We start from the raw sequence: 23,628 nt of genomic DNA, 5'->3' as shown, positions 1-23,628 counted from the left end.
CCAAAAGACAACAGTCAACAGATAACAGTCAACAGTCAACAGTCAACAGTCAACAGTCAACAGACAACAAATGACAGAAGTGACGGCAATATCTGCACAAGCAGCGGCTCTGCTGGTTCACTACGGTTTTGACCTAGGTGGCAAAAAAGCCGAGAAATTGGCGGGTGAATGGCTGACCAAGTATCCCGGCTATTGGCTGCGTTTAGCAGTGGTTGAAGCGCTTTATCAAGGCCGCTACAAGGCTGTGTCTGTGGGACAGCTATTGAGTATGTGGCATCGGATAGGTCAACCTCTCTATCATTTCAATCGCGAGTTTGAACGCTTGGTATGCAATAATTTTCCTCAAAATTTAACCGGGGAAAGTGCTGCTCAACTGTCACCGGAAGATATACTTTTATCGAACCCGGAATCGGAAGTAACTGCCGCAGAGTTAGATTTGCGTGGGCCGTCAGAGGCGCAACTTGATGTGGGGCTTCATGCAGAAGTCCCAAACACAGAGGCAGAGGAAACAGGAAAATTACCTGCAGCCGACGATCGCACAAAAGAAAATACAGAATTTGTAGTATATGAAGATGTGGCTGTTACCGCCCTCGCCGATCGAGCCGAAGCTGAACACAAATTAGCAGACAAACCTGTGGCAAAATCCTTCCCAGTTGTCAAACACACTGATTTTCATACCAAGTTAAAAGCGATTGCCCGAGAAGGAAGAAGAAAGAAGGGAGAAAGCAGAAATAGGGTGTAATATCATTTTCGATTTTCGATTAAAGAATTAGGAATGACTGATGAATATCGTGATTTGGATCTGCCTACAGTTGCATTTTTTTTTGAAGTGGTGTAATGTTTGGGAATTACATAGTTGTTTGTGAGAGTTAAGTTTTCGGACTTCCTCCCATCCGAATCTCCGAACAAAAAGATGCTTGTTCGGTACCGTTAGCTTGCTTAACAATGCTAGTCCGCAGCCGCAGGTTGGGCATGAGATACCACAGCCTTTCTTCGGCATGGAGGGTGTCTGATTCTGTAATCAATGTCAGCACGTCGTCTCCCATCACGTAGCGGCCGTTACCCTTGTCTTGCAACACTTTGCCTTCGCTGGGATTGTCGGGATTTGGTACGATCGCTAGTATTGTAGAACCGATTTGTTTAGCTTTGTCGCGATCGGGAATACCGTCCCAACTAATCCGAACGCCCTTGAGCCCAGTTGAAGCCGGGTTAATCGAGTGTTGTTGGCAAAGTTTGACGACTGCTGCATCGCTAGCTGTCAGTATTTCTATTTTGAGGTCGGATTTACCCGCCTGCAATTCCCCAGAATTGAGATTGTGTACGGTACGCTGGGAAAACCATTTACCTGCACTTAACTCGAAAAACTCGATAACATCCATGAAATTTGTCTCTAAAGTCAATACTGCTTTATTTGCGATCGTGACTTGCGCGCTCTGGAGTCAGAAATCCGGTTTCTTCCTGGGTACCTAGCGGTCAAACCAATGATTTTGTTTAGAAACCCGGTTTAAGAGTGCAAGTCCTTTTCTATATTTTAGAGGAAGGGGGCGCACCTGCAAAGCTTTCTGAGAGCTGTGGGCGAAACAGATTACAGATACCGTTGAGGTACAAAACCCAACCAGGGGGACATCTGCCTTGCTGATGCGCCCGACTTGACAGAAAATTAGAGCATCCGCCATCATATTTCGTTATAAAAAGTCTTTTTCGCACATTAAATAGGATTGCGATACCTGAAATTTTTTAGCTTTGACAGTGTTGATCGATCGACCATCGTCGCCCAAATACCAGCTATGTTAAGAAAAACAACGATATATGCGAACTTTTATCGATTGATCGGTAAATTGGGCGTTGCTGAGTCGAATGATATTGGCGGCGATTTATGGTAATCGCACTGCTTGAAAATTCTCAAAGCAGACTTCGACTAAAAAACCAGCAATTCATCGAACCATCACCAAACCGAGGACAGCAAGCCCGTAGCACATAGCATTCAAATATGTCATGCTAAGTCAAGAGAAAAGATTCTCGATCGGCTTTTCGGTAGGGTGCAGCTAGCGATCGCATACATTTAAAAAACACATCCGTAAATTTATGACCGAGTTTAAACAAGGGCTGGATAAAATGAAGCCCGCAGAACAGACGCACTACCTGGGAATCCTGCCAAGTCAGCTAGCAGCGACTTCTGACTCCGAAAAATTATACAGCTTACTAACAGATTACAATTTTATTAAAGCCAAGCTGTCAGCATCGGGAGTACAGGCGCTAATAGAAGATTACGATTTAGCAACAAATCCCGATATTATTATCTCAGACCAAAATGCCGACCAACTCAAATTAATCCAAGAAGCAATTCGGCTGTCTGCCCACATTCTAGCCACAGAAAAAAGCCAACTAGCCACCCAACTAATAGCCCGCTTGATGTGCTTTGAAAGTCCAGAAATTCAAGCACTGCTAGCACAGGCACAACACCAAACCTCCCCCTGGCTGCGACCGCTAACCCCCAGTTTTACTCCTCCCGGCGGGAGATTGCTGCGTACCCTCACCGGACATACAGACTGGGTACAAGCTGTAGCAATTACCCCCGACGGCAAGCGGGCAATTTCTGCGTCCTCCGACCACAATCTCAAAATTTGGCACTTAGAAACAGGAGAAGAAATTTCCACCCTCAAAGGTCATCTTACCTACGTCAATGCTGTAGCTGTCACCCCCGACGGCACTAAAGTAATTTCCGGTTCTTGGGACAATACCATTAAAATTTGGGATTTAGAAACTGGGAGAGAAATATTTACCTTTGCAGGCGATACTTTTGCCGTAGAAGCAGTAGCAGTAACTCCCGACGGCAAGCGAGTAATTTCAGGTTCTTGGGATGGCAGTATTAAAGTTTGGGATTTGACAACTAGGGAAGTAATTTTTAACTTCAAAGGTCATAGCAGTTTTGTCCAGTCAGTAGCAGTAACTCCTGATAGCAAACGGTTGATTTCTGGGTCCGGAGACAACAGCATGAAAGTCTGGAACCTAGAAACTGGAAAAGAACTTTTTACTCTCACGGGTCATGAAGACTGGGTAAAAAGTGTAGCAGTTACTCCCGACGGCGAACAAATAATTTCCGGCAGTTACGACGGAACTGTTCAAGTCTGGAGTTTGTCAGAAAGAAAGCAACTTTTCACTTTAGGAAAACACAGCAGTTTCGTTCAAGCTGTGGCCGTCAGTCCCGACGGTAAACGGGTAATTTCGGCTTCCGGCGACAAAACGCTGAAAGTTTGGAATCTGGAAACAAAAGAAGAACTTTTCACTTTTACCAATCACATCGCCCCAGTGAATGCTGTGGCTGTTACCCCCGACGGCAAGCGGATAGTTTCTGGTTCCTCTGACAAAACTCTCAAAGTTTGGCACTTAGAAAGAGGCAAAGAAAATTTATCATTTGCACGTCACGATGACTGGGTAAATGCTGTAGCAGTGACGGCGGACGGTACGAAAGCGATTTCCGGTTCAGGAGACAACAGCATTAAAGTATGGAATCTCAAAAACGTACAGGAAATTTTTACTATTTCGGGACATCAAGATTGGGTAAAAGCGATCGCAATAACACCGGATAGCAAGCGAGTAGTTTCGGGTTCCGGCGACAAAACTGTGAAAGTTTGGGATCTAGAAACCGGAAAAGAAATCTTTACTTTCACAGGTCATACAGACTGGGTAAATTCTGTGGCAGTGACGGCAGACGGAACGATGGCGATTTCCGGTTCGGCAGACAAAACTATTAAAGTTTGGAATCTAGAAACAGGAGAGGAACTTTTTACTTTTTCAGGTCATGAGGACGGGATAAAAGCTGTGGCAGTTACTCCCGACAGCAATCGGGTTATTTCGGCTTCCGGCGACCAAACTCTAAAAGTTTGGAGTTTGGGGAAAGAAAAGAATATTTTGGCAAATTTATGGAATTTAGCCGTCAAAAATCTACTTTTCACTCTCAAAGGTCATGAGAGTTTTGTGAATGCTGTCGCAGTTACGGCGGATGGCAAATGGGCCATTTCTGGCGGGCGGGAACACAATTTGAAAGTTTGGGATTTGTCAAGTAGAAAAGAAGTTTTTACTTTGACAGGTCATGCTGATGCGGTAACATCTGTGGCGACTATGGGAACAAAGGCAATTTCTGTTTCGGACGATAATACTCTCAAAGTTTGGGATTTGTTAAGTCGAGAAGTAATTGCTACTTTCAGGGGAGATAGTGCTTTAAAAGCTTGCACTGTTGCACCTGATGGGGTGACAATCGTAGTGGCGGAAGCTTCGGGACAGGTGCATTTTTTGAGGTTAGAAGAGAGGAAATAGTCATTGTGCCGATCGCACTTTTGCTAAAATTTAAAAGTGCGATCGCTCTTTTCCCCCATCTAGTTTACAATTGTTCCGGGTCAATTCCCATAGCTCGCAGTCTTTCTGCCAGTACAGCAGCGCGCAGTCGTTCTTGTTGTGCACGCTCTTCGGCTTGTTCCAAGCTGCGAGAAACCCCCTCATAACTTCTAAACAGTTCGCCGTCAGGGCGATAAATTGGCAACTCTTCACCCGACGCTCCTCTGTGGAACAGGCGCCCCGCCTGTGAATTCTTGCAATTCATTAAAAAAAAATCTCATTCACAAAAGAGCGCATCGAAAATAGGGCAGACACCGCCTGCCCTACAAAACTACTTCCTCAGCAACTTCACCCCGCGAATCGAATAATCCAAAAGCTCAATTGGGTGCATTAAAGTAACTTCCTTTCCCTGCAACTCCAAATGCTTCTTAATTTGCAAAGAACAACCCGGATTAGAAGAAGCAATCAACTCCGCCCCAGTATTCAGCAAATTCTCCACCTTTTGCACTCCCAATTCATCAGCAATCTCCGGCTGAAGCATATTGTAAACCCCCGCACTCCCGCAGCACAAAGCCGCATCCACAGGTTCTTTTAACTTCACCCCCGGAATTTGTTGCAGCAACTGACGCGGCTGCAAACTAATCTTTTGTCCGTGCAACAAATGACACGCATCTTGATACACAATTGTCAAATCTCCGTCAATCAAAGGATTGAGTTTCGCCGTAATTCCCGCACTTGCCAAAAACTCTTGCACGTCCTTAACATTAGCAGCAAATTTCTCAGCTTTCTCCCGATATTGCGGATCCTCAGCTAACATATGACCGTATTCTTTCAAAGTATGGCCGCAGCCAGCAGCGTTGATAATCACAAAATCAACGCCAGTATTTTCAAAGCTATCAATCATTTGTCTCGCCAAAGCTTTCGCCTGTTCCGCTTGGCCTTGGTGTTCCGGCAAAGCAGCACAGCATCCCTGACTTTTAGGAACCACAACCTCGCAACCGTTAGCCGTCAAAACTCGCACCGTCGCTTCATTAACTGGCGAAAATAACAGCCGCTGCACGCAGCCTAAAATCACGCCGACTCGATAGCGTTTCTCTCCTTGTGCCGGAATTACCTCTGGTAAATTATCCCGGAAAGAATCGACAGTAACTTTCGGCAAAATTGATTCCATCGCCGCCAAGCGAGGAAATACTTTTTTCAGCAAACCTGTTTTGCGGACAAGTTTTGGCAGTCCTAATTTTTGATAAATAAACAGGGGTACAAGCAAAGGTCGCAATCTGTGAGGATAAGGGAAGAGATTAAAAATCAGAGTGCGAATTACATTGTCGGAAAAAGTGCGTTCCTGATTTCTAGTAACTTGGTGGCGAGTTGCGGAAATTAACTTGTCGTATTGAACTCCAGACGGACAAGCTGTTACGCAGGCCAAACAGCCCAAACAAGTATCGAAATGCTGTGAGGTTGCTTCGTTTAAAGGTGCGTCGCCTTCATTAATTGCATCCATTAAATAAATGCGGCCTCTGGGCGAATCCATTTCTTTGCCGAGTACGCGATAACTCGGACAAGTTGACAAGCAAAACCCGCAGTGCACGCAAGTATCGATTAATAGGGGATTCGGCGGATTATTAGCATCAAAACCCTGTAGTTCGGGATTTTGTAAATGGGGATTTTGTGCTAGAAAATTGCTTTCTTTAGCAGGTTTTAACTCGTCGCTGGGAACTTGAGATTTTTCTGAAGTTTGCATATATGGCAGAAGGAAGAGGGCAGAAGGAAGAAGGAAAAAATAAGAGGGCAGAAGGAAGAAGAAAAAAGGATTTAGTTATCGTCGCGAGAGAAGTCAGAAGCAATCGACCGCTTATATTTCTGCAATTAAGAAAATAACTTCCTAACAGTCAGGCGCGGTTGCTATGCTTAGCAAGCCTAAATCCATTAAGCAAACAAAAACTTCTCTTCTTTTCTCTTTATTCGCGGTCTAGCGCTAACGCGCCGCTTCGCTAATGTGCCTTCGCGGTTCGTAAAAAAACAAATTTAGTTAACAAAGGATTTAGACCGGGATGCAAGAAAAACCGAACTCCAGACTACCAAGTTTAAACTAAATACCGCTTATAAAACGATGGGGACTCAAAAGATTTTCCGGGTCAAACTGCTGTTTAATCCGCTGCATTAAAGCGATCGCACTTCCAGTATAACCCCAAACATCTAACTGTTGCTTGATGTCGGTCGGCGCTGCTAAAACAGTCAGAAAACCGCCTTTCGCTTCGCACCCCCTGCGTACCTGCAAAAGCGTTGCCGCAGTCGCAGCCTCAAACCGCACCACCCCTAAACCGCTGCCTGCATGAATCAAAGCGTCCTGTACCGGCAGCTTGTTAATTGCCGCTACAGCTTCCGACGGTCTAATCCCTATTTTGCAAATAATTGCGGACTTTGTGCCAGAATTCCAGACTGTTTCTGGTAATCTTTGCCATAACTGATGCTCATCATTGTCGCCACAGATATTTGCTTGCAAACCCAACTTTTCGCCAACTTCCAGTAAGCGAGCTGATTGTTCTTTAACGCTTTCTGCGATACTTTGAAATCTTACTATCAATCCTTGGCTCTTTCCTAAACCTAATTGTGCTACTAAATCAGGTGACACCAAATCAACGGCTGTCGGAGTCAAAGCAGAAGACAATAAGATTTGAGTTGCTTGAGCTAAAGCATTAGTTTCCCCTGTCAGCACTACGGTTCCCGATGATTCAGGCAGCGGATAAACTCGGAAAGTTACTTGACTGATAACGCCTAAAGTGCCGTAAGCACCAGTAAACAGTTTCATCAAGTCGTAGCCGGCGACATTTTTAACAACTCGACCTCCGGCTACCGCAATTTTACCGTCCGATCGCACAAAGGTAATTCCCAACAGCAAATCGCGAACCCCGCGATAGCGATGCCGCAAGGAACCCGCATCAGCAGTAGCGACAATGCCGCCCAAGGTTGCCTGTTGCGGATATGCTGGGTCGATCGGCAAAAATTGACCTGCTGCTGCTAAAATTTCCTGCAAATCCGCAAACTTCATCCCCGCTTCTGCCGTCACGGTTAAATCGCCCACAGCGTGTTCTACAAGCCGATTGAGGCGCGCAGTGCTGACAGCCACAAGCCCCGCTGCATCAGGAGATACCCTTAAATCCCCCTTAAAAAGGCCCACTTTGACAACATCTTGCTCCCCCCTTGTTAAGGGGGGGTGGGAGGGATCGGAGTCTAATTTAACTAAACCGCCCCAATCAAGTTTGCTGCCGCTACCACAAGGCAAGACTGCACAGCGATTTTGCTGTGCCCAAGCAATGACAGCCCCCAGTTCTTCCTGAGTATTCGGGTAAACTGTACAATCTATTTTCGTGTCGGGGGCAACTGCTTTTTCTACCCGTTCTTGCCAAAATGGCTCTGTATCTTGCCAGCGACAGATGCCAGCAGTCCCGACAATACTTTCTAATTCTTGTGTGCTTACGTAATTTTCGGTAGAAAAAGATTTCATGAAGGTTATCAGACGCCCGGTAAAAAAAATTATCAAAACAGTGCCTAAAACCATTAAATATTAATACGGGCCCGATATTCAAAACATGAACAAACAAATGTCTCAAAACCGAATTTCTCTGGGAATTACCGGTCTCAACGAAGTGATTGGCGGCGGGCTAATTTCTCAACGCTCTTATCTGGTGCGCGGCGGCCCGGGTACCGGCAAGACTACACTGGGCTTTCACTTTTTGGCAGCAGGTGTGGCTGTGGGAGAAACGCCCCTGTTTATTACTTTAGGAGAACCGGAAGCGCAATTGCGGGCCAATGCAGCAAGTCTCGGTTTTGATATGGAAGCGATGGCGTTCCTCGATTTGAGCCCATCGTCAGAATTCTTTACAGAAGTTCAGACTTATGACATTTTCTCCCCCTCCGAGGTTGAGCGAGAACCGACTACACAAAAGATTATTGAGCGAGTCCAAGCTGTCAAGCCACAACGGGTGTTTTTGGACGCAATCACTCAATTTCGCTACTTAGCTGCGGATGAGTTTCAGTTTCGCAAGCAAGTTTTGTCTTTTCTGCGGTTTTTGGTGGAAGGGGGGGCGACGGTGGTGTTTACCTCCGAAGGCACATCAAGTGCTCCCGACGACGATTTGCAGTTCATCAGCGACGGAGTAATTTATTTAGAACTATTGAAAGAAGGACGCGCCCTCTCTGTCACCAAGCTGCGAGGCTCCAACTTCCGCAGCGGCCGCCATTCGCTGCGCCTGACTCAGGCTGGTATGGAGGTATATCCGCGATTGCTGCCGGACAATTATCAACAGGATTTTGTTGCTGAAGCAATTTCTTCTGGGGTTCCAGAAATTGACGAACTACTGCACGGGGGACTGGAACGGGGGACTGTGACGGTGATTAGCGGGCCTAGCGGCGTGGGTAAAACGACGGTGGGCATTCAGTTTATGAAGGAAGCAGCAGGAAGGGGGGAGCGATCGGTAGTTTACATTTTTGAGGAGTCAACTTCTACTCTGCTGCAGCGCTGCGAATCAGTTAACATCCCGGTTGGGGCGATGATGGGGCAAGGAAGTCTTTCGGTGATACCCGTGGAACCTTTGCTCTACTCCCCGGATCAGTTTGCCTGTATGGTTCGCCAGGAGGTGGAGCAGGAAAAGACGCGGATTGTGATGCTTGACAGTATTTCTGGCTATCAGCTTTCGATGCAGGGGCAAGATTTGGTGAACAATTTGCACGCTTTGTGCAAGTATCTGAAGAATATGGGAGTCACCGTTATCTTGATTAATGAGGTAGAAGCCATTAGCGGAGATTTTCGCCTGACCGAGATCGGGATTAGCTATTTGGCGGATAATCTTCTGTTTATACGCTATATGGAACGCCAACTGCATAATAGGACAGAAATCCGCAAGGGGATCGGAGTAATTAAAAAACGAGTCAGCAATTTTGAGAGAACTCTGCGAGAACTCGAGATTACTCGCTACGGCATCAAAGTCAGCAAACCGATAGGGGGGCTGCGCGGCATTTTGAGCTCGGCGCCGGTGTGGATTGAGGGGGGAGCAGATGAAGATTGAATCGGGATTTGTCCTGCTGTTTTGGGGCAATTGCAGTTAATTTTGCAGTCGTGAATCTACTAATCAGTAGGGGCGCACCGCGCACCTCCCCACTAGCTGTAGTGCGCGCACCGCGCACCTCACCACTAGCCTAAGTCCTGGAAAACTTAAATATATTGGTAAATTTGTGTATTTTTCGACTTTTATAGCAGTTTTCAGTTGAGTGAAATACAGTATGGGCACATGGCGCGGGGCCGTTTCCTGTGTCAGATCATCTGTACTTCACTCAACTGAAAACCAATGTAATCCCTCGCCGAAAAGTAAGCTAATACCCGATAAAAAAAGAATCCAACTTTAGGCAAGCTCCCAACCCATATATAATCAGTCGGGAGCATCTCAATGAAAGCAGCCAAGCCCAAAATTGGAGTTTTGAGCCAGGAGTCACGAGTCACGAGGAAAGAGGAAGAAGGCAGCAGGAAGAAGAAGTGTTTTTACAAATATGAGATGCTCCTACTCAGTCACTCCCTCTTCTAAAATCTAAAATCTAAAATGGTTATAACCCGTATTCACAGGAAGCTGATAAATGACTGGCACTTCAATAATTTTAGCCGTAGACCGCAATCAGCGAAACTTGGAACTATTAGCACAATTTCTCAACAAAGAAGGATACCAGATGATTGCGGCTTATAACTTTGAAGATGTTGCACAAGCTATCAGTCAGCCTGCTAGGATCGGGATGGCTTTAGTAGATATTTCTGGTTTCGATCGCCGGATTTGGGATAGCTGCGAACAACTGCGAAATCACCAAATCCCTTTTCTGATACTCTCGCCCAAACAAAGCGCTGCCATTCAGCACGAAAGCCTCTGCCACGGTGCTCGGAATATGTTGGTAAAACCTTTGATCGTTAGAGATTTGCTGGGAATTGTGCACAGCTTGCTAGGAGAACCTGCGTGAGTCAAATTTTATTGCTTGTCGAACAGAAAGAAAATCGCCGCCTGTTATTAGAATGGCTAGCTGTTTACTATGAGGTATTGCTGCCAAACTCAACAGAAAATAGTGATGATTTTTTACCATTTAATCAATCTTTTGACCTGGCTATAATTGACGGTCTTGCCCTGAAACGCCATTGGCAATGGGTTGCAGCCCAAAAACAGGCAGAACACCCGGTATGCTTGCCTTTTCTTTTGATTACATCCCGCTCGGATGTAGGGATGGCAACGCAATTTATTTGGCAAAGTATTGACGATTTGATTATCGCTCCGATCGAGAAGATAGAATTGCAAGCGCGGGTGGAGATTTTGCTGCGATCGCGCCAGTTGTCTTTAACTCTCAAATTGTCTCACGACCAACTCGATCGCACTCTGCAAACAGCCCAAGAACTCAACGAGATGAAAACATCTTTGCTGTACATGATTGCCCACGACGTTCGCAATCCTTTGAATTTTATCATCGGCACTACACAACTTCTTACCAAGTACAAGTTGACATTAACAGATGAAAAAACACAGGAACTGCTAGACAAAACTCAAGCAGCCGCAAAAGGCATAGATTTGTTATTAGATGATGTTCTGCTGCTGGGTCGTGTGGAATCAGGAAAAACCGGGTTTTCCTTGCTACCGATAGACTTAACAAAGTTTTGTAATGAGTTGGTAGGGGAATTTCAGAACAGCCTGAAGCTAAAACCTGAAAATGACCGGGTGACGCTGATTTTTGTAAATCACAATCCATCCGCGATGGCGTGTTTGGAGGTAAGCTTGCTCCGGCGCATTCTGGGGAATTTGCTGTCCAATGCTATTAAGTATTCTCCCCCTAATACCGAAGTAATATTTGAATTAAAACTTACTGAAACCGAGGCTATTTTTTCGGTACAAGATGCAGGAATTGGCATACCTGTCGCCGACCAAGAACGGTTGTTTAATTCATTTTACCGGGCTAAAAATGTCGGTCGAATCCCCGGTACTGGACTGGGGCTGAGCATTGTTAAAAAATGCGTGGACTTGCACGGTGGCGAAATTACTTTGATCAGTGAAGAAGGGGTCGGCAGTACATTTACAGTAACGCTGCCGATCGCAAAACCTGGAAAAAAGCAAATCTCGCCTGCAACGCCTTAAACTAGATGCAGGCATTATATTGGGATATTCATCGATGAATTTGACGCCTGGGTGAGGCTATACGTGGTAGTGTGACCATGAGATTTCTCCTCAAAAAACTGAATAAAACTCTCGCTATTTTACAATACCAGAATTTGAAGAACCCTTAACAGCCGCTCGTCAAGTGATTAAATTGAACATCGTCGTTCTAGGAGCGATTGACGATCGTGAGAATTGGCGATCGAGCTGCGACGAACGATCGCTATCGTAAAAAATGTTGAAGGCACCCAAAAATAATTAGATGCCATACAAAACTGCTCCCAAATTGCCAGACTTTATATTTCTGAAAAAAAGCGACCTAACAGCCGTCACATCTTAGATGATATGATGAGGATTTTAACACTTTAAAAATGGTTAATCAACTCTTTTCTGAATTATTGTCGGACTACAATCAATCAAGAGTTGAAGAGCGATGGCCTGAGCTTTCAGGCCCAGAGTCCAACTGTTCAACTATTAATGGTTGAAACCTGATGTCTCCAGGTTCAATTGGCACTCTTCTCCACCAAGCTGGCAACAAGAGCAGCCAAAACTTACCCAAAGACACAGAACGCTGCTCGCCAACAAAAACCAAGGGCAGGAGAGCCGCCACTCGTAAGACGGCTGAGAGGGCAAACACCCCTGGCAAGCCACCGAGATTAGTCAAAGTGGCGATAAAGCCACCAAGGGTGATTCCCATTGCCCCAGTGACACCAGGAACCGCCGCCGCGATCGCAAAGTATATCGACTGATTGCGTAGTGGTGCCACCGACATCATCAGATTACCACTGCACAGGTCGATCGCCGCCCATGTGGCACCGCCGATGATGTGCAACAGCGGGAACCACACCCATATAAAAATTGGAGCCGTTCCAGCTTCTAGCCAGAGCAGAGGGGTCAGAGCCACCAAGATTCCCACTATTATCATGATCGGGCGGTTCCCAACCCGGTCAGCCAGTTTGCCCCAAAAAACCAGCAGCAGTAAGTTAGCACCCGCTCCTAAGCTGTTGTAGAGCGTTACCACACTGACATCTATACTTAGGTTATCCAGCAGATAGAGGTTAAAGAAGGGAGCGCTGACGTTAACGGCAAAGCTCCATAGAGCAGAGTAAAGCAAAAACTTTAAAAAATTGGGTTCCTTGAGAAAGCTAAAAATTGTCCCTATGGATGATTTTTCGCCTCTATCTGAATGCGTGACGTGTACAAGCTTTGGGTTCACATCGGTCATAAAGAACTGACAACCTAGACTGATGATGCCAAGCACAATTCCTAAAACCAAGATGGCACTGTAACCTTGGAGCCTTCCACCGGGCCAGTTCGATACCACTAGAGCCAGCAACGGCACACCAATGAGATTCGTCAAGCTGACAGCACTATTGCGAAAGCCAAAATACCGCCCGCGCAACCGCTGAGGTACTAAAACCGCCAACCAGCTCAAGAAGGAAGCACGACCTAAAGATTCTAAGACTTGAGTTACCCAGATGATTGCCAATGTCAACTGCACTAGCTGATGTCCAGCGAGCTGAAATGAGCCTCCCAACCAAATGGCTGGCACGATAATCAGCCACAGCAGTCGCGACAGTCCGAAAATCCAGATGGAATACCAGTGGCGGCTCTGCAGTCGGTCTCCTATATAAGCTCCGAACGGTTGGAGCAGATTTACCAGTTGAGGAATGGAGGCGAGCATACCAATTTCGATTGGGCCAGCCCCTAAATCCAGCAAGAAATTACTGAGCAACGCGCCGCCGATGATGCTGTAAAAAAGCGTAGCGAAGACACTCTCCAAAGTTAGCGATCTGAGGCTTAACCGAGTTTCCGGTTTGGAAAATTTTAGAGGCGGATTGGTCAGAAGTACCGTCTCTGGTAAGGCTATATCCTCTTGGATTTCCTGAAGAGGGAGAGGATTCGTTCCTACTAAGCTGTAATCTTCTTCTTGTGTTTCGAGCATACTGGATAGCCAATAGATGAGCTGCTACGCAGCTTAATTGTATAATATAAGGTTAAGTATTTTAAGGAGCACAGCCATAGATGCAAGCTAAAAATCATTTCTCTCAAAAGCCAAAAGAAAGATTACTTAAATAAATTAGAAAAAATAAGAATGCCCAAATTCCCGAAATATTATTAATTATAATTATATAAAGAGCTAATTTTTTATATTTTTTGCGACATTAGGTTACTGGATTCTTCAGGATGAATCCTCTAAAATAGAGAGCTTTTCAGATGAAAGAAGTCAAGGTTACTTTCGGAAACCCACCTTTTATTATGAATAAAGGTTGCTAAAAATGAGAACCCAATCAAAGTTCTAAAGGAGCAAGAGCGTTAAACAAATTTTCTAGGATAAATCGCAGCAAAGATTGAGTTGCAAATATTAAACCTAATCGCGCTTGGGCGAGTTTTGGCTGTTCTATTTTAACTTCTCCCCAAATTCGGCACTGGCTGTAAAAAATCTGAAAGGCTTCGCTCAAATTATTGGCTAATGTCAAATAATTAACAGGTTTTTCGCGGTTTTTTACCTCAAAAGTAGGATATAAATTGTCTAGCACTGTTAACAGTTGCGATATTAAACGGCGTTCTGCTGGATGCACTAACCGCAGTCGATCGCCCTCGTCAATCCAAGGGATAGGATTTGGACTCGCCAGCGACCAAATTTGCGGCGCTGTAGCGACATCGGGCTGGGCGATCGCAATTATCCGATCGCGGTGAGCCATTCGCAGCAGGGAACAGCAGCGCGCGTGGCTGTACTGAATGGGAAACAGTCGATCGGCACACACAACAGAATCTAATATTTTAGATCCTGAAACTGGAAGGTTCGTTTGAGCTAAACGCTGCAACCAGACGGCTAAACCTGCATCAGTCAACTCCATCTCGATCATTCCCCCCGGCGCTACTTTAACGGCGAAATCTGGGTAGCACAGCGGTTCGAGTGTTTCGACCAACTCGGCGGCGATTGTCTGCGGTGTCTGCTGCCAAGTTTTAGCCAATTTCAGGGCGATCGCAGACACGTACAGCACCCGCGCGGTATCTTTACTTCGATTTAACGGAATTATTGCACCCTTCTCAATAAGCTTGTTATGGGCGGGCAAGATGCCCACCCCACAATCAAATTCACTCTTCGCTTCACAGGCATCTTGCCTGTTCTTGAAAAGGCTGCCACCTATGGGATTTAACGGAATTTGGGCCAGTGTTCCCTGCTGGGCGATCGCGCTTTGGAACATTGAAAGCAAGAAACACTTCACTGTAACTTCCGGGCACTGTGAGCTCTTTGCTGTATCCATATCGGCTCATCCTACCGTAAAAGCAACGATCCACTGTGACCGCTTGCACTTTTCTTGTACGTTAAACTGCGGATGTCAGGGATAGTCGATCGGCTCCCCGGGACGGGGCTAAATCGAATTAATTGGCTTTGTAGCGATTTTGGGGCTAAATATACAATTATTTCAGACTAATTTTTTGCTGATCTCTACCATTTTGATGTATTTTTTGCTACATTTAATTTTTCGGTAAAACACAGAAAAGTCAGCACAGTTAAGAAGCGTACAAGCTCGATCGGGGGTTGGTTATCTCACTTTGTATCGCACTGCTGGCAGAAACTGTTTGTCTCACTATTAAATATATCCCAGAGCCTCACTTATGCAATCAACTTCCACACCTCTAGAGACTATCGATCGACCTTTTATCACTTGGCAGCGAATTATCGACTGGGCCCAGGAACACTACCGCTGCCGGACTTTTAGCAAAGACGAGCGGATTCCCGCAAGGCCCGGACTGCTGTATTTAGTTCAGAAAGGTTCTGTGCGGCTCGTAGGTAGCGCTCAAGTTAGCGCTGCGGCGGCGAAGTCAAAATCCGTTGACAAAACTACAGAAGAAGCTTTTTTGGGCTTCGTCGGCGCTGGCCAGCCCTTTGAACTGGTTGCTCAGTCTCCTTTTACTCTCCAAGCTTACGCTCATGCCGATCAAACTCACGTAGTGTGGATGTACTGGCACGACTTGGATAATTGGCCTCACTTTCGTAGGGAAATTTTGGATGCGTTTCGCTACCAGCACCAGCGGAAACTTCTCTGGCTGAGCACTTTGGGACAGCGCCGGACGATCGACCGACTGTTGGGATTTCTCACTTTGTTGATCGAGGAGTTCGGCGAACCTTACGTAGGTGACGGCGAACCGGATGTGGTTCGGGGCTACCGCCTGCCTTGGGCCTTGACTCACGCTCAAATTGGTAGCGCCATCGGGTCAACGCGGGTGACTGTGACGCGCCTGATGGGTAAGTTGCGATCGAAAGGTTTGATTAATACTGAGGATGATAATTTAATCTGTTTGCCGGCTAAGTCTAACCCCCAAAAGACAAAAAACCAACAGCAGGACTTAGAAGATTCCCTGGAAGATTCCCTGGAAGATTCGCTGGAAGATTCCCTGGAAGATGAAGATTCCCTGGAAGATGAAGATTCTCTCGAAGAATCTGCATAAAATCCTGCGGGAAATTGCCAACAAACAGCGCGTCACTATTAGTTTTGGGCAGTCCCGCTCGATCGCTCGATAGTGTACGATGAATTGTGTAAACTTTTCCCGTTCTCGAAAGGTGCGACTGACAATGACCGATGACAAGCAAAAATCTTCAATCCCGAACAATCAGCAACGGGTGGTATTCTGCGACTTTGACGGCACGATAACTGTTGAAGAAACTTTTGTGGCAATGCTCAAGCATTTCGCACCGGAATTGTCGTCTCAACTAATGCCTGAAATATACGCTAGAAGGCTGAGTTTGCGATCGGGAGTGCGGCAGTTATTAGAGTCTATTCCCTCGCAATGTTACGGGGAAATTGTGGAATTTTCTAGGGGAAGGCTAATGCGGCCGGGATTGTTGGAATTGCTGGATTTTTTGGACGAGAAAAAGGTAGATTTTGCGATCGTGTCCGGCGGTCTTCGGGTCATGGTAGAGACGGTAATGGGCGATTTGGTACACCGGGCGAGCGTTATTTACGCTGTGGATGTGGACGCTAGCGGCCCTCGGTTGCAAGTCAGTTCTGAGTTGGAAGGAGATGAGGAATTGGTGGCTAAGGTGCGGGTGATGGCGCAGCACCCGGCCGAAGAACAGGTGGCGATCGGAGATTCTCTGACGGATTTTAATATGGCTTTGCAGGCTTCGTCGGTGTTTGCGCGCGATCGGCTTGCCGAGTATCTAGACGAACAGCAAAAGCCTTATACTAAATGGGATAATTTTTTTGATATCTTGGAAAGTTTGTCCCAGAAATGGAATTGAAACTATAGCCTTTTTCAACAAAGGCTATATGTGTATTGGTAAAGTGGGCAGTATCCAGCCTAGGTTTACATAAGCCCCCGACTACTATTGTCAATAAGCCTTTCACGGGCGGGCGAAAAAGTGTTCAACCCACAAAAAAATTACGTTTTGTGGAACAGGCATCTTGCCCGTTTTTGAAAATAGTACAAAATGTCAGTATTAACGTAAAAAGTAGATCAAAAACTGAGGATTTATAAAAAATGAGAGGCGATTTGAGATCGGATTTAATTGCAGCCGCCAAACATTTTTACGATCGCGGTTGGATGGTTGGGACTGCTGGCAATCTTTCAGCCCGCTTACCAGATGGCAGTTTTTGGATTACTGCTAGTGGCCGCGCGAAAGGGCAATTAACTGAACAAGATTTTATCAGAATGAACTCAGACGGCGCAATTGTCGAGCAACCTGTTGCCGACAGCCGCCCTTCGGCCGAAACCAGCATTCATTTAGCCGTTTACAATTGTTTTCCAAACGCTAAAGCTTGCTATCACGTCCACTCCATCGAGGCAAATTTAGTTTCTCGGCTAACAGCAGGAGATGCAGTGCCTTTACCGGCGATCGAAATGCTGAAAGGTTTGGGGGTGTGGGAGGAAAACCCGCAAGTGTCGATACCCCTCTTTACAAATTATTTAGAAGTCCCTAAGATAGCCAAGGAAATTTGCGAATTCTTTGCCACCACTTGTACGCCTTCTGTACCCGCTTTGTTAATTCGCGATCACGGCATCACAGTCTGGGCAGACTCGCCAGCCGCTGCCTACAATTACGTAGAAATTGTAGAATACATTTTTCGCTATACGATCGCAGCCCGCCAATTAAATTTAGAGTGAAAATTTGGGATTTGAGATTGAGCGGTGCATGAATTCCGAGGCTTAGAGATTTGAAATTAGGAAACGAGCAAACGTCGGGAATAAACAACAGTTATGGCTAAATATACCAGGATTTTATCCATAGACGGAGGCGGAATTAGAGGAATTATTCCCGCGCAAATTTTAGTTAGCGTTGAGTCAAAGCTGCAACAAAAAAGTGGCAACCCAGATGCGAGAATAGCTGACTATTTTGATTTAATCGCGGGCACGAGTGCGGGAGGAATTTTAACTTGCATCTATTTGTGTCCCGATGCCGAAAATCCCAGCAGGCCTCGGTGGGCTGCCCAAGACGCTGTTAATTTTTCCATTAAGAGTGGCCGCGACGTTTTTCAGACTTCATTTTGGCAAAAAGTCAGATCTCTAGATGGTTTGAGAGATGAAAAATATCCCAGCGATCCCTTAGAAAAATTATTTTGGGAACATTTTAGAGATTGCAAACTCAGCGAACTGCTAAAACCTTGTTTAATTTCCAGTTACGACATCGAAAGGAGAAAAGCTCACTTCTTCGATCAAATAGATGCTCAAAAATGTCCAGCAGAAGACTATTTCATTAGAGATATCGCCAGAGCAACATCGGCAGCTCCCTCTTATTTTGAGGTTTCTAAAATCTACTCTTTTAGCAATGAATGCTATGCTTTAATTGACGGGGGAGTCTTCGCAAACAATCCCGCACTTTGTGCCTATGCTGAAGTTAGAAATAAATTCAGCATTCCTGACGATAGCCCCGAAAAAAGCCCGACAGCCAAAGATATGGTAATTTTATCCTTGGGAACTGGAGAAGCTCAGAAAAAATTTCCCTACGAAAAAGTAAAAAATTGGGGTCAAGTTGAGTGGGTTGAGCCTTTAATTAATATCATGATGACGGGAGTTGCGGAAACGGTAAATTATCAACTCATTCAAATTTATGATGCGGTTGAAAGACCGAATCAATATTTAAGAATTACTCCCAATTTGAGCCACGAACAACCGCTGGCCATTGATGATGCCTCGGAAGAGAAAATATCAGACCTGCTGAGAATTGGCAAGGATCAAGCCGACAAGAATAATGAAGAGTTGGATAAGTTTATCGATTTATTACTTGCGGAGTAGTCCTAGGGTTTTAGATTTTAGATTTTAGATTCGAAAATGAGTGATGATTACCACAGAATCAATCACTGCCAATCTAAAATCTAAAAAGGTAGAGCACACCAACCGGAGGGCAGGCAGACTGAAAATATAGGTTGACAAATCGTGCAATAATTGCTGTAGGATTGCCGAAAATCAGTAGGTGGCAGTGCTTCGCCCTGTTTGCAATTAATCGCGAGCCCTCAGTCATTGGTTAAAAAAGACCAAGAAAAGCACGATCGACATTTAGATGAAACCTTCAATAACAGGTGGTTTCAGCGTTTTTTTGTGACGTTGTTCCTGGGTGGTCAAGTGCTGCTACGCATACTCCAAGGCAAAATTGACCGCCGCAAAATCATGGAACATTTAGTAACAGTAGGCCTGGATTCTTTCCGATCCGTGCTACTAATAGCCTTTTTTGGCGGCATGATTTTTACATTTCAATCAGCCAGAGAATTGGTGCGCTTTGGCGCGGTTGGGGCGATGGGAGGTGCGTTTGCTGTGGCATTTTGTGGCGAATTAGCACCACTTTTAACGGCGGGCGTGGTGGCGGGACAAGTAGGTTCGGCATTTGCGGCGGAGATAGGAGAAATGCAGGTGACGGAACAAATAGACGCCCTGTATATGTTAAGAACAAATCCGGTTGATTATTTAGTAGTGCCGAGGGTGATAGCTTGCTGCATCATGCTGCCGATTTTAACAATTTTTTCGGTAGCGGTGGGGATTTTGGGCGGGCTATTTGTAGCGGTTAATTTTTATAATTTGGAACCGTCGGTATTTTTGGAATCGGTGCGGACTTTTTTGGGGCCTGGCGATTTAGTAACTGTGGTGATTAAAAGTTTTATTTTTGGCTTAATAATTGCCCTTGTCGGTTGCGGTTGGGGGTTGACGACGGTGGGTGGAGGGAAAGGCGTAGGCCAAGCTGCCACGGCGGCGGTGGTAACTTCTTGGGTGTTGATTTTTGTGGCAGATTTCTTTTTATCAGTATTGATATTTCACGAGTTGAGGATTCTGAAAAGTTGATAATCTTGGTGATTATAGGAGGATTCAGGAGTCAAGATGCTTAAATATTAAGGGTTTGAACAATCATCAACGCCCTACGCCGGCAAGGCGAGGGCTATAAAATAACATGAAGATTTTTTAAACCGCAGATGAACGCAAATAAACGCTGATGCAATTTTATCAGCGTTCATCCGCTGATATCTGCGGTTTAAAACTCTCAACTTTAGATGGTAGATTGGAGAAAGGAGGGCGATAAACTCGAATTGCTTCAATAGGAACTTTCCCATCTGTTTCGGGCACGATTTCTATGGTGTGTTTGGAGTTGCTCAAATTCTGAGCTAATGTTGTAGAATACTCGCGGCTTGAATCTGCAATTTGTGGCGGAACGTATGAATCCACAAACATTGGTCGCACCTGCCAGGAAATCTCAAAGCCTTTAGGCGTAGGTTTTTTAGAGTATTCATAAGAATTTTTAAGCCACCAGTTTCTCGGTTCAATCACGATGCGGCCGGAGTTTGAGACAAACATTTGGTCATTTGTACCGCTGCCGTCGTAACCTGTTTTAGAACCTACAACTTCAAATTTAAACTTGCTGGCGTCGCTGTTAATCTCAGTAATTACGGCTTTCCAATCTTCGACGATTAGCGGTTTTTGGCTAGATACTTGGATGATTGCCGGCCAAGGAACGCCAGGACTAGCGCTAGGTCTGGTGATGCTGTAAAGTTCAGGAAATTCTGAGGGTTTTTTGCCGTCGATCGCAATTCTAGCAGACATTGCCTTGCCGTTGAAGGTTTTATCGGCGATCGCATCTATTCTATTTCCTTCAAATTCTAAAACCAACTTGCCATCTTGCCACTTAACATCGCTGCCAACCGTATAGGTTTTCACTAAATCCTGCGGCGGTTGAGGAGAATTTGGTTTGTATCGCAGATGCGGTTTTATGAGAGCAGCTAGTAGAAAATTTCCCCAATCGTTGAGGTGAACGCTGTCGCTCAATAGCTGTTGTGGTTGCAAGCGATTGTCTTTCAAATACCTGCGCCAAGGTTCGCGAATTTCCGCGATTTCGCAGCCGTATTTATCGGCTAACTCAGGCAGCCATTTAGTAGAATGAGTGTTGTGCCATTCGTATCTTTTGACTTCTTCTGGATCGTCGCTGTTGCCTGTCGGCAGCCACTGGATGTGGTCTGAATGCAAGAGTATTTCGCTAGCAGTGCGGCTGCGGATATTGGCAACTATGGCTTCGTAATCTTCACCGCCTCCGTAGACGTGAAAAATTAGCAAGTCTGGATAAAAAGGATACAAATCGTGTTCGCTGGGACGGATTAAAATCGGGGCGGCAAATCCTCCGATTCCCCGATTTTCCACAATCAAATCTGCATAGGGAAATCGCTGTCTCAAATCCTTCACTACATCTTTCCACCAATCTTGCTGAGTGATGGATTGACCGTAGAATAGGATGCGTACTTGGCGGCGGTCTGTTGGAGTGCTAGCCGCAAGTAGCCCCATCGTCCTTTGAATCCTCGCTCCAAAAGTAGCATTATTTGCAATAGGAGCAGGTGGGGGGAATGGCGTATCGGCAGCTATTTTTTTGATGAGCGGAACTAACAGAAAGCTCAGACACAAAAAAAGCAGCCACAAGTAGCGATAAATCTTGGATTGTCTGCTATTTCCTTGGTGTTTTGCCATTGTTTGATTTTTCCCTGTCCGTTTCACTTCGATCGAGGCGACTGTGGGATGAATGCTACGCCTCTATTAGTAGCTGTAGCGTGCTTATGGGCGGACCTCACCAGTAGCTGTAGTTTAGCCTGTATGGAAATATATTACCAAATTGAGCGCGACAAAAAGTGATATAATGCCAGCTAATTAATTGCAGGAGATCGATCGCACGTCAAATGGATTACAAAACAGCCCGCAGTTTTCTGATCGACCAAGGAACCGCTCTGGAAACCAAGAAAAATCCCGACGCCTTCCTGATGCGTCTCAAACAAGGTCAACCGCCCGTACCCGGACAGGTGACATCGATTTTATTAGCTTTAAAAATATTGTTTGACGGGCTGCAAGAATCTCCAATGCTCGATCGACAATTAATCTCGGCACTGCATTTACTGTCAGTAGAAGGTTTGCAGCAATTTGAAGCTGGACTCCGCAGAGGAGTTTCTTGGCCACCGCTGCTGAAGGAAGACTTAAATCGAATTGCGATCGCAGTCAAGAATATCTTTTCCGGCGTCTGGCAATAATTAGCTCGGCAACCACGGCTCTCTATACCCACCGCCAGCAAACTCATTTTTTTTTATAGATTTTTTTATACATTTTTTTGTAAAATTTTATGTTAATCTTGCTACATTTACCCTCAAATTGTGGCATCTTAATATAAGAATCGCTTCTAACCAGCAATTGGAGAAATTTCTCATGAACGCGGAAGAAAAAGCTAGACAACTAATTGCACGAGAAAGGCAGCATAGCGAACACTTGCACGAATCTATGCTCAACCGTTCCTCCCACGAGCTAGAAACACATGGCGAGGGAATTGCTGAAGAAAAAGCCCGAGAATTAATGGCTCAAGAAAGGCAGCACAACGAACACCTGCACGACTCTATGTTAAGCCGTTCATCCCAAGAGGTAGAGGCATCGATCGCACCCGATGACACTAACCAATAAATTTTGTTAACACAGGACTGAGGGACACACACCAAGAAACCTGGTTTTTATACCATTTTTCATACCATGACAAAGGGCTGTAAAAATGTTTTTGTATAAACAACCAGGTTTCAGCGTTCCGGAAGAGTTTAGTACAGAAAAACTCTACTCAAATCGAGGAAAATGGTAGGTGCAATCCAAACATCCCGTGCTTGGTTGACAGCCACTATCACAAATCTCCATGCACCATATATAGCAATAGAAAATGCCAAGTTCTACTGCTCGCGAAAGCTTTCGAGGGATGCCAAAAGACTTGGCAGTCCCGCCAGGGTAGCAGACACCAGAGCCTCATCTTTGTAAACTCGCGATCGGAGAATACGGGTACTTTTAGACGCAGAGGTTAAAGATCCTCGCCGTTGGGAATTTCCGGTTTCAACCCGCCCTAAATTATTTGTTTCTCGCGTCACGCAAAACATAGCAGTATCCTCTAAGTATCGTCAATTAATCCCTAAAATATGCCCGTAAAATTTCTCACGGCTTGCTGTATGTATCTATTATTACTCAGATAGGTGACAGAGATAAAACCATGCAATAATTATTCACGATAGCTAGGGATCAACTTAAACAGCTTAACAACTTTTATTAATTGGTTACACGGCGCACGTTTGTTTCAGCCGATCGCCCACAACGACATAGACACCAGGCAGCAAAAGCAAAATCACCGATTTCACAAGAGGAACCCGGATCAATGATGCTAACTCTTAGTGCAGCAACAGTTATAAGTCAAATCAGACCGACTGTCGAAAGCTTGCGCGACGGAGACTACCGCTACCGAGACTCCTTTGCGATCGATCGACCTTTCAGAGAAATCCAATTTCGCAAACAAGACAGATACATCACCGGCAGCGATTCAGACAAACGCACGGGCAAAAGTTACTGCTTCCGGGGAATCCCCCAGCAGAACAACATTATTAACATCACGGTAGCGATCGAAATTTCCCCAAAAACAGCACAGAAAACCGAGTGGAAATTAGCACCGGGAAACCCCATTAATTTCGACAGGCTTTATCCGCTGCAAGCTGGACCGGGATTAGAATTGTACAAATGTTTGACAGCATTTTTACCCCAATTGAAGGAGTAATTAGGGCTTGCTGAATAAGTCCAAAAAACTCAAAAAAGTTCGAGCGCGCTATTGCCCGCCCACGCTCAACATAAGTTT

20 protein-coding genes are annotated in these 23,628 nt (G+C 45.5%); 13 read left to right on the top strand and 7 right to left on the bottom strand.

All coding sequences use genetic code 11. The features are described 5' to 3' along the window. The first annotated feature begins 70 nt into the window (after positions 1–70). The gene (locus tag QUA23_RS14915) at positions 71–742 is read left to right on the top strand and encodes a hypothetical protein (protein ID WP_333076657.1); all 672 of its coding nucleotides are present in this window, start codon (positions 71–73) and stop codon (positions 740–742) included. Positions 743–869: 127 nt separating this feature from the next. Here the strand turns inward: QUA23_RS14915 and QUA23_RS14910 are convergent, their stop codons facing one another. Then, the gene (locus QUA23_RS14910; protein WP_333071253.1) at positions 870–1,379 is read right to left on the bottom strand and encodes a phycobiliprotein lyase; all 510 of its coding nucleotides are present in this window, start codon (positions 1,377–1,379) and stop codon (positions 870–872) included. Positions 1,380–2,073: 694 nt separating this feature from the next. On the opposite strand from QUA23_RS14910, the gene QUA23_RS14905 reads away from it, so the two are divergent. Beyond that, positions 2,074–4,317 (top strand): beta-propeller domain-containing protein, encoded by a 2,244-nt coding sequence (locus tag QUA23_RS14905; RefSeq protein WP_333076723.1) that lies wholly within the window; start codon positions 2,074–2,076, stop codon positions 4,315–4,317. Between the two features lie 64 nt (positions 4,318–4,381). Here QUA23_RS14905 and QUA23_RS14900 read toward each other — a convergent pair whose 3' ends face one another. From QUA23_RS14900 to QUA23_RS14890, 3 genes are all read right to left on the bottom strand, one after another. Next, on the bottom strand, positions 4,382–4,600 hold the full coding sequence (locus tag QUA23_RS14900; protein ID WP_333076656.1) for a hypothetical protein: 219 nt from the start codon (positions 4,598–4,600) through the stop codon (positions 4,382–4,384). A gap of 66 nt (positions 4,601–4,666) precedes the next feature. Further along, entirely contained in the window at positions 4,667–6,076 is a 1,410-nt protein-coding gene (locus QUA23_RS14895) for a (Fe-S)-binding protein (RefSeq protein ID WP_333076655.1), read from the bottom strand. 348 nt (positions 6,077–6,424) lie between these two features. Further along, positions 6,425–7,840, bottom strand: a complete 1,416-nt coding sequence (locus tag QUA23_RS14890) for an FAD-binding oxidoreductase (protein ID WP_333076653.1) — start codon at positions 7,838–7,840, stop codon at positions 6,425–6,427. A gap of 97 nt (positions 7,841–7,937) precedes the next feature. On the opposite strand from QUA23_RS14890, the gene QUA23_RS14885 reads away from it, so the two are divergent. The 3 genes from QUA23_RS14885 (at position 7,938) to QUA23_RS14875 (ending at position 11,492) form a co-directional block, all read left to right on the top strand. Beyond that, positions 7,938–9,401 (top strand): ATPase domain-containing protein, encoded by a 1,464-nt coding sequence (locus tag QUA23_RS14885; protein WP_333041152.1) that lies wholly within the window; start codon positions 7,938–7,940, stop codon positions 9,399–9,401. Positions 9,402–9,963: 562 nt separating this feature from the next. Beyond that, positions 9,964–10,335 (top strand): response regulator, encoded by a 372-nt coding sequence (locus QUA23_RS14880; RefSeq protein ID WP_333076651.1) that lies wholly within the window; start codon positions 9,964–9,966, stop codon positions 10,333–10,335. Beyond that, complete coding sequence (locus tag QUA23_RS14875) at positions 10,332–11,492, top strand: ATP-binding protein (protein WP_333076650.1); 1,161 nt, start codon at positions 10,332–10,334, stop codon at positions 11,490–11,492. The genes QUA23_RS14880 and QUA23_RS14875 overlap by 4 nt, the downstream gene beginning before the upstream one ends. A 430-nt stretch (positions 11,493–11,922) precedes the next feature. Here the strand turns inward: QUA23_RS14875 and QUA23_RS14870 are convergent, their stop codons facing one another. Continuing rightward, positions 11,923–13,455, bottom strand: coding sequence for an MFS transporter (locus QUA23_RS14870; protein WP_333076648.1), 1,533 nt, complete (start codon positions 13,453–13,455; stop codon positions 11,923–11,925). A 346-nt stretch (positions 13,456–13,801) separates the two neighbouring features. Next, positions 13,802–14,782: a DALR anticodon-binding domain-containing protein gene (locus QUA23_RS14865; RefSeq protein WP_333076647.1), complete on the bottom strand. Its 981-nt coding sequence runs from the start codon at positions 14,780–14,782 to the stop codon at positions 13,802–13,804. Positions 14,783–15,137: 355 nt separating this feature from the next. Here QUA23_RS14865 and QUA23_RS14860 point away from each other — a divergent pair, with 355 nt between their 5' ends. The 5 genes from QUA23_RS14860 (at position 15,138) to QUA23_RS14840 (ending at position 19,793) form a co-directional block, all read left to right on the top strand. Next, a complete protein-coding gene (locus QUA23_RS14860; protein WP_445242201.1) occupies positions 15,138–15,971 on the top strand; it encodes a Crp/Fnr family transcriptional regulator in 834 nt (277 codons plus the stop codon). 124 nt (positions 15,972–16,095) lie between these two features. Beyond that, positions 16,096–16,764, top strand: a complete 669-nt coding sequence (locus tag QUA23_RS14855; RefSeq protein ID WP_333076645.1) for an HAD-IB family phosphatase — start codon at positions 16,096–16,098, stop codon at positions 16,762–16,764. A gap of 239 nt (positions 16,765–17,003) precedes the next feature. Beyond that, positions 17,004–17,627: a methylthioribulose 1-phosphate dehydratase gene (gene mtnB, locus QUA23_RS14850; protein WP_333076643.1), complete on the top strand. Its 624-nt coding sequence runs from the start codon at positions 17,004–17,006 to the stop codon at positions 17,625–17,627. Between the two features lie 93 nt (positions 17,628–17,720). Further along, entirely contained in the window at positions 17,721–18,755 is a 1,035-nt protein-coding gene (locus QUA23_RS14845; protein WP_333076642.1) for a patatin-like phospholipase family protein, read from the top strand. Positions 18,756–18,980: 225 nt separating this feature from the next. Beyond that, positions 18,981–19,793, top strand: a complete 813-nt coding sequence (locus QUA23_RS14840) for an MlaE family lipid ABC transporter permease subunit (RefSeq protein ID WP_333076641.1) — start codon at positions 18,981–18,983, stop codon at positions 19,791–19,793. Between the two features lie 159 nt (positions 19,794–19,952). Here the strand turns inward: QUA23_RS14840 and QUA23_RS14835 are convergent, their stop codons facing one another. Next, on the bottom strand, positions 19,953–21,458 hold the full coding sequence (locus QUA23_RS14835; RefSeq protein WP_333076640.1) for an SGNH/GDSL hydrolase family protein: 1,506 nt from the start codon (positions 21,456–21,458) through the stop codon (positions 19,953–19,955). Positions 21,459–21,664: 206 nt separating this feature from the next. Here QUA23_RS14835 and QUA23_RS14830 point away from each other — a divergent pair, with 206 nt between their 5' ends. The 3 genes from QUA23_RS14830 to QUA23_RS14820 all read left to right on the top strand — a co-directional run bounded on the left by QUA23_RS14830 (position 21,665) and on the right by QUA23_RS14820 (position 23,550). After that, positions 21,665–22,009 (top strand): Dethiobiotin synthetase, encoded by a 345-nt coding sequence (locus tag QUA23_RS14830; RefSeq protein ID WP_333071279.1) that lies wholly within the window; start codon positions 21,665–21,667, stop codon positions 22,007–22,009. A gap of 172 nt (positions 22,010–22,181) precedes the next feature. Further along, positions 22,182–22,430, top strand: a complete 249-nt coding sequence (locus QUA23_RS14825; RefSeq protein WP_333076639.1) for a hypothetical protein — start codon at positions 22,182–22,184, stop codon at positions 22,428–22,430. A gap of 727 nt (positions 22,431–23,157) precedes the next feature. Continuing rightward, on the top strand, positions 23,158–23,550 hold the full coding sequence (locus tag QUA23_RS14820) for a hypothetical protein (RefSeq protein ID WP_333076637.1): 393 nt from the start codon (positions 23,158–23,160) through the stop codon (positions 23,548–23,550). Positions 23,551–23,628 lie beyond the last annotated feature (78 nt).

Source organism: Microcoleus sp. Pol1C5 (assembly GCF_036701115.1).
Taxonomy (GTDB): domain Bacteria; phylum Cyanobacteriota; class Cyanobacteriia; order Cyanobacteriales; family Microcoleaceae; genus Microcoleus.
The sequence above is the reverse complement of the archived record's forward strand: the minus strand, read 5'-3'. Positions and strand labels throughout refer to the sequence as shown.

Coding starts and splice junctions, on each gene's coding strand:
- QUA23_RS14915 (WP_333076657.1), top strand. CDS start 71: ATGACAGAAGTGACGGCAATATCTGCACAAGCAGCGGCTCTGCTGGTT.
- QUA23_RS14910 (WP_333071253.1), bottom strand. CDS start 1,379: ATGGATGTTATCGAGTTTTTCGAGTTAAGTGCAGGTAAATGGTTTTCC.
- QUA23_RS14900 (WP_333076656.1), bottom strand. CDS start 4,600: ATGAATTGCAAGAATTCACAGGCGGGGCGCCTGTTCCACAGAGGAGCG.
- QUA23_RS14895 (WP_333076655.1), bottom strand. CDS start 6,076: ATGCAAACTTCAGAAAAATCTCAAGTTCCCAGCGACGAGTTAAAACCT.
- QUA23_RS14890 (WP_333076653.1), bottom strand. CDS start 7,840: ATGAAATCTTTTTCTACCGAAAATTACGTAAGCACACAAGAATTAGAA.
- QUA23_RS14885 (WP_333041152.1), top strand. CDS start 7,938: ATGTCTCAAAACCGAATTTCTCTGGGAATTACCGGTCTCAACGAAGTG.
- QUA23_RS14880 (WP_333076651.1), top strand. CDS start 9,964: ATGACTGGCACTTCAATAATTTTAGCCGTAGACCGCAATCAGCGAAAC.
- QUA23_RS14870 (WP_333076648.1), bottom strand. CDS start 13,455: ATGCTCGAAACACAAGAAGAAGATTACAGCTTAGTAGGAACGAATCCT.
- QUA23_RS14865 (WP_333076647.1), bottom strand. CDS start 14,782: ATGGATACAGCAAAGAGCTCACAGTGCCCGGAAGTTACAGTGAAGTGT.
- QUA23_RS14860 (WP_445242201.1), top strand. CDS start 15,138: ATGCAATCAACTTCCACACCTCTAGAGACTATCGATCGACCTTTTATC.
- QUA23_RS14855 (WP_333076645.1), top strand. CDS start 16,096: ATGACCGATGACAAGCAAAAATCTTCAATCCCGAACAATCAGCAACGG.
- mtnB (WP_333076643.1), top strand. CDS start 17,004: ATGAGAGGCGATTTGAGATCGGATTTAATTGCAGCCGCCAAACATTTT.
- QUA23_RS14845 (WP_333076642.1), top strand. CDS start 17,721: ATGGCTAAATATACCAGGATTTTATCCATAGACGGAGGCGGAATTAGA.
- QUA23_RS14835 (WP_333076640.1), bottom strand. CDS start 21,458: ATGGCAAAACACCAAGGAAATAGCAGACAATCCAAGATTTATCGCTAC.
- QUA23_RS14830 (WP_333071279.1), top strand. CDS start 21,665: ATGGATTACAAAACAGCCCGCAGTTTTCTGATCGACCAAGGAACCGCT.
- QUA23_RS14825 (WP_333076639.1), top strand. CDS start 22,182: ATGAACGCGGAAGAAAAAGCTAGACAACTAATTGCACGAGAAAGGCAG.
- QUA23_RS14820 (WP_333076637.1), top strand. CDS start 23,158: ATGATGCTAACTCTTAGTGCAGCAACAGTTATAAGTCAAATCAGACCG.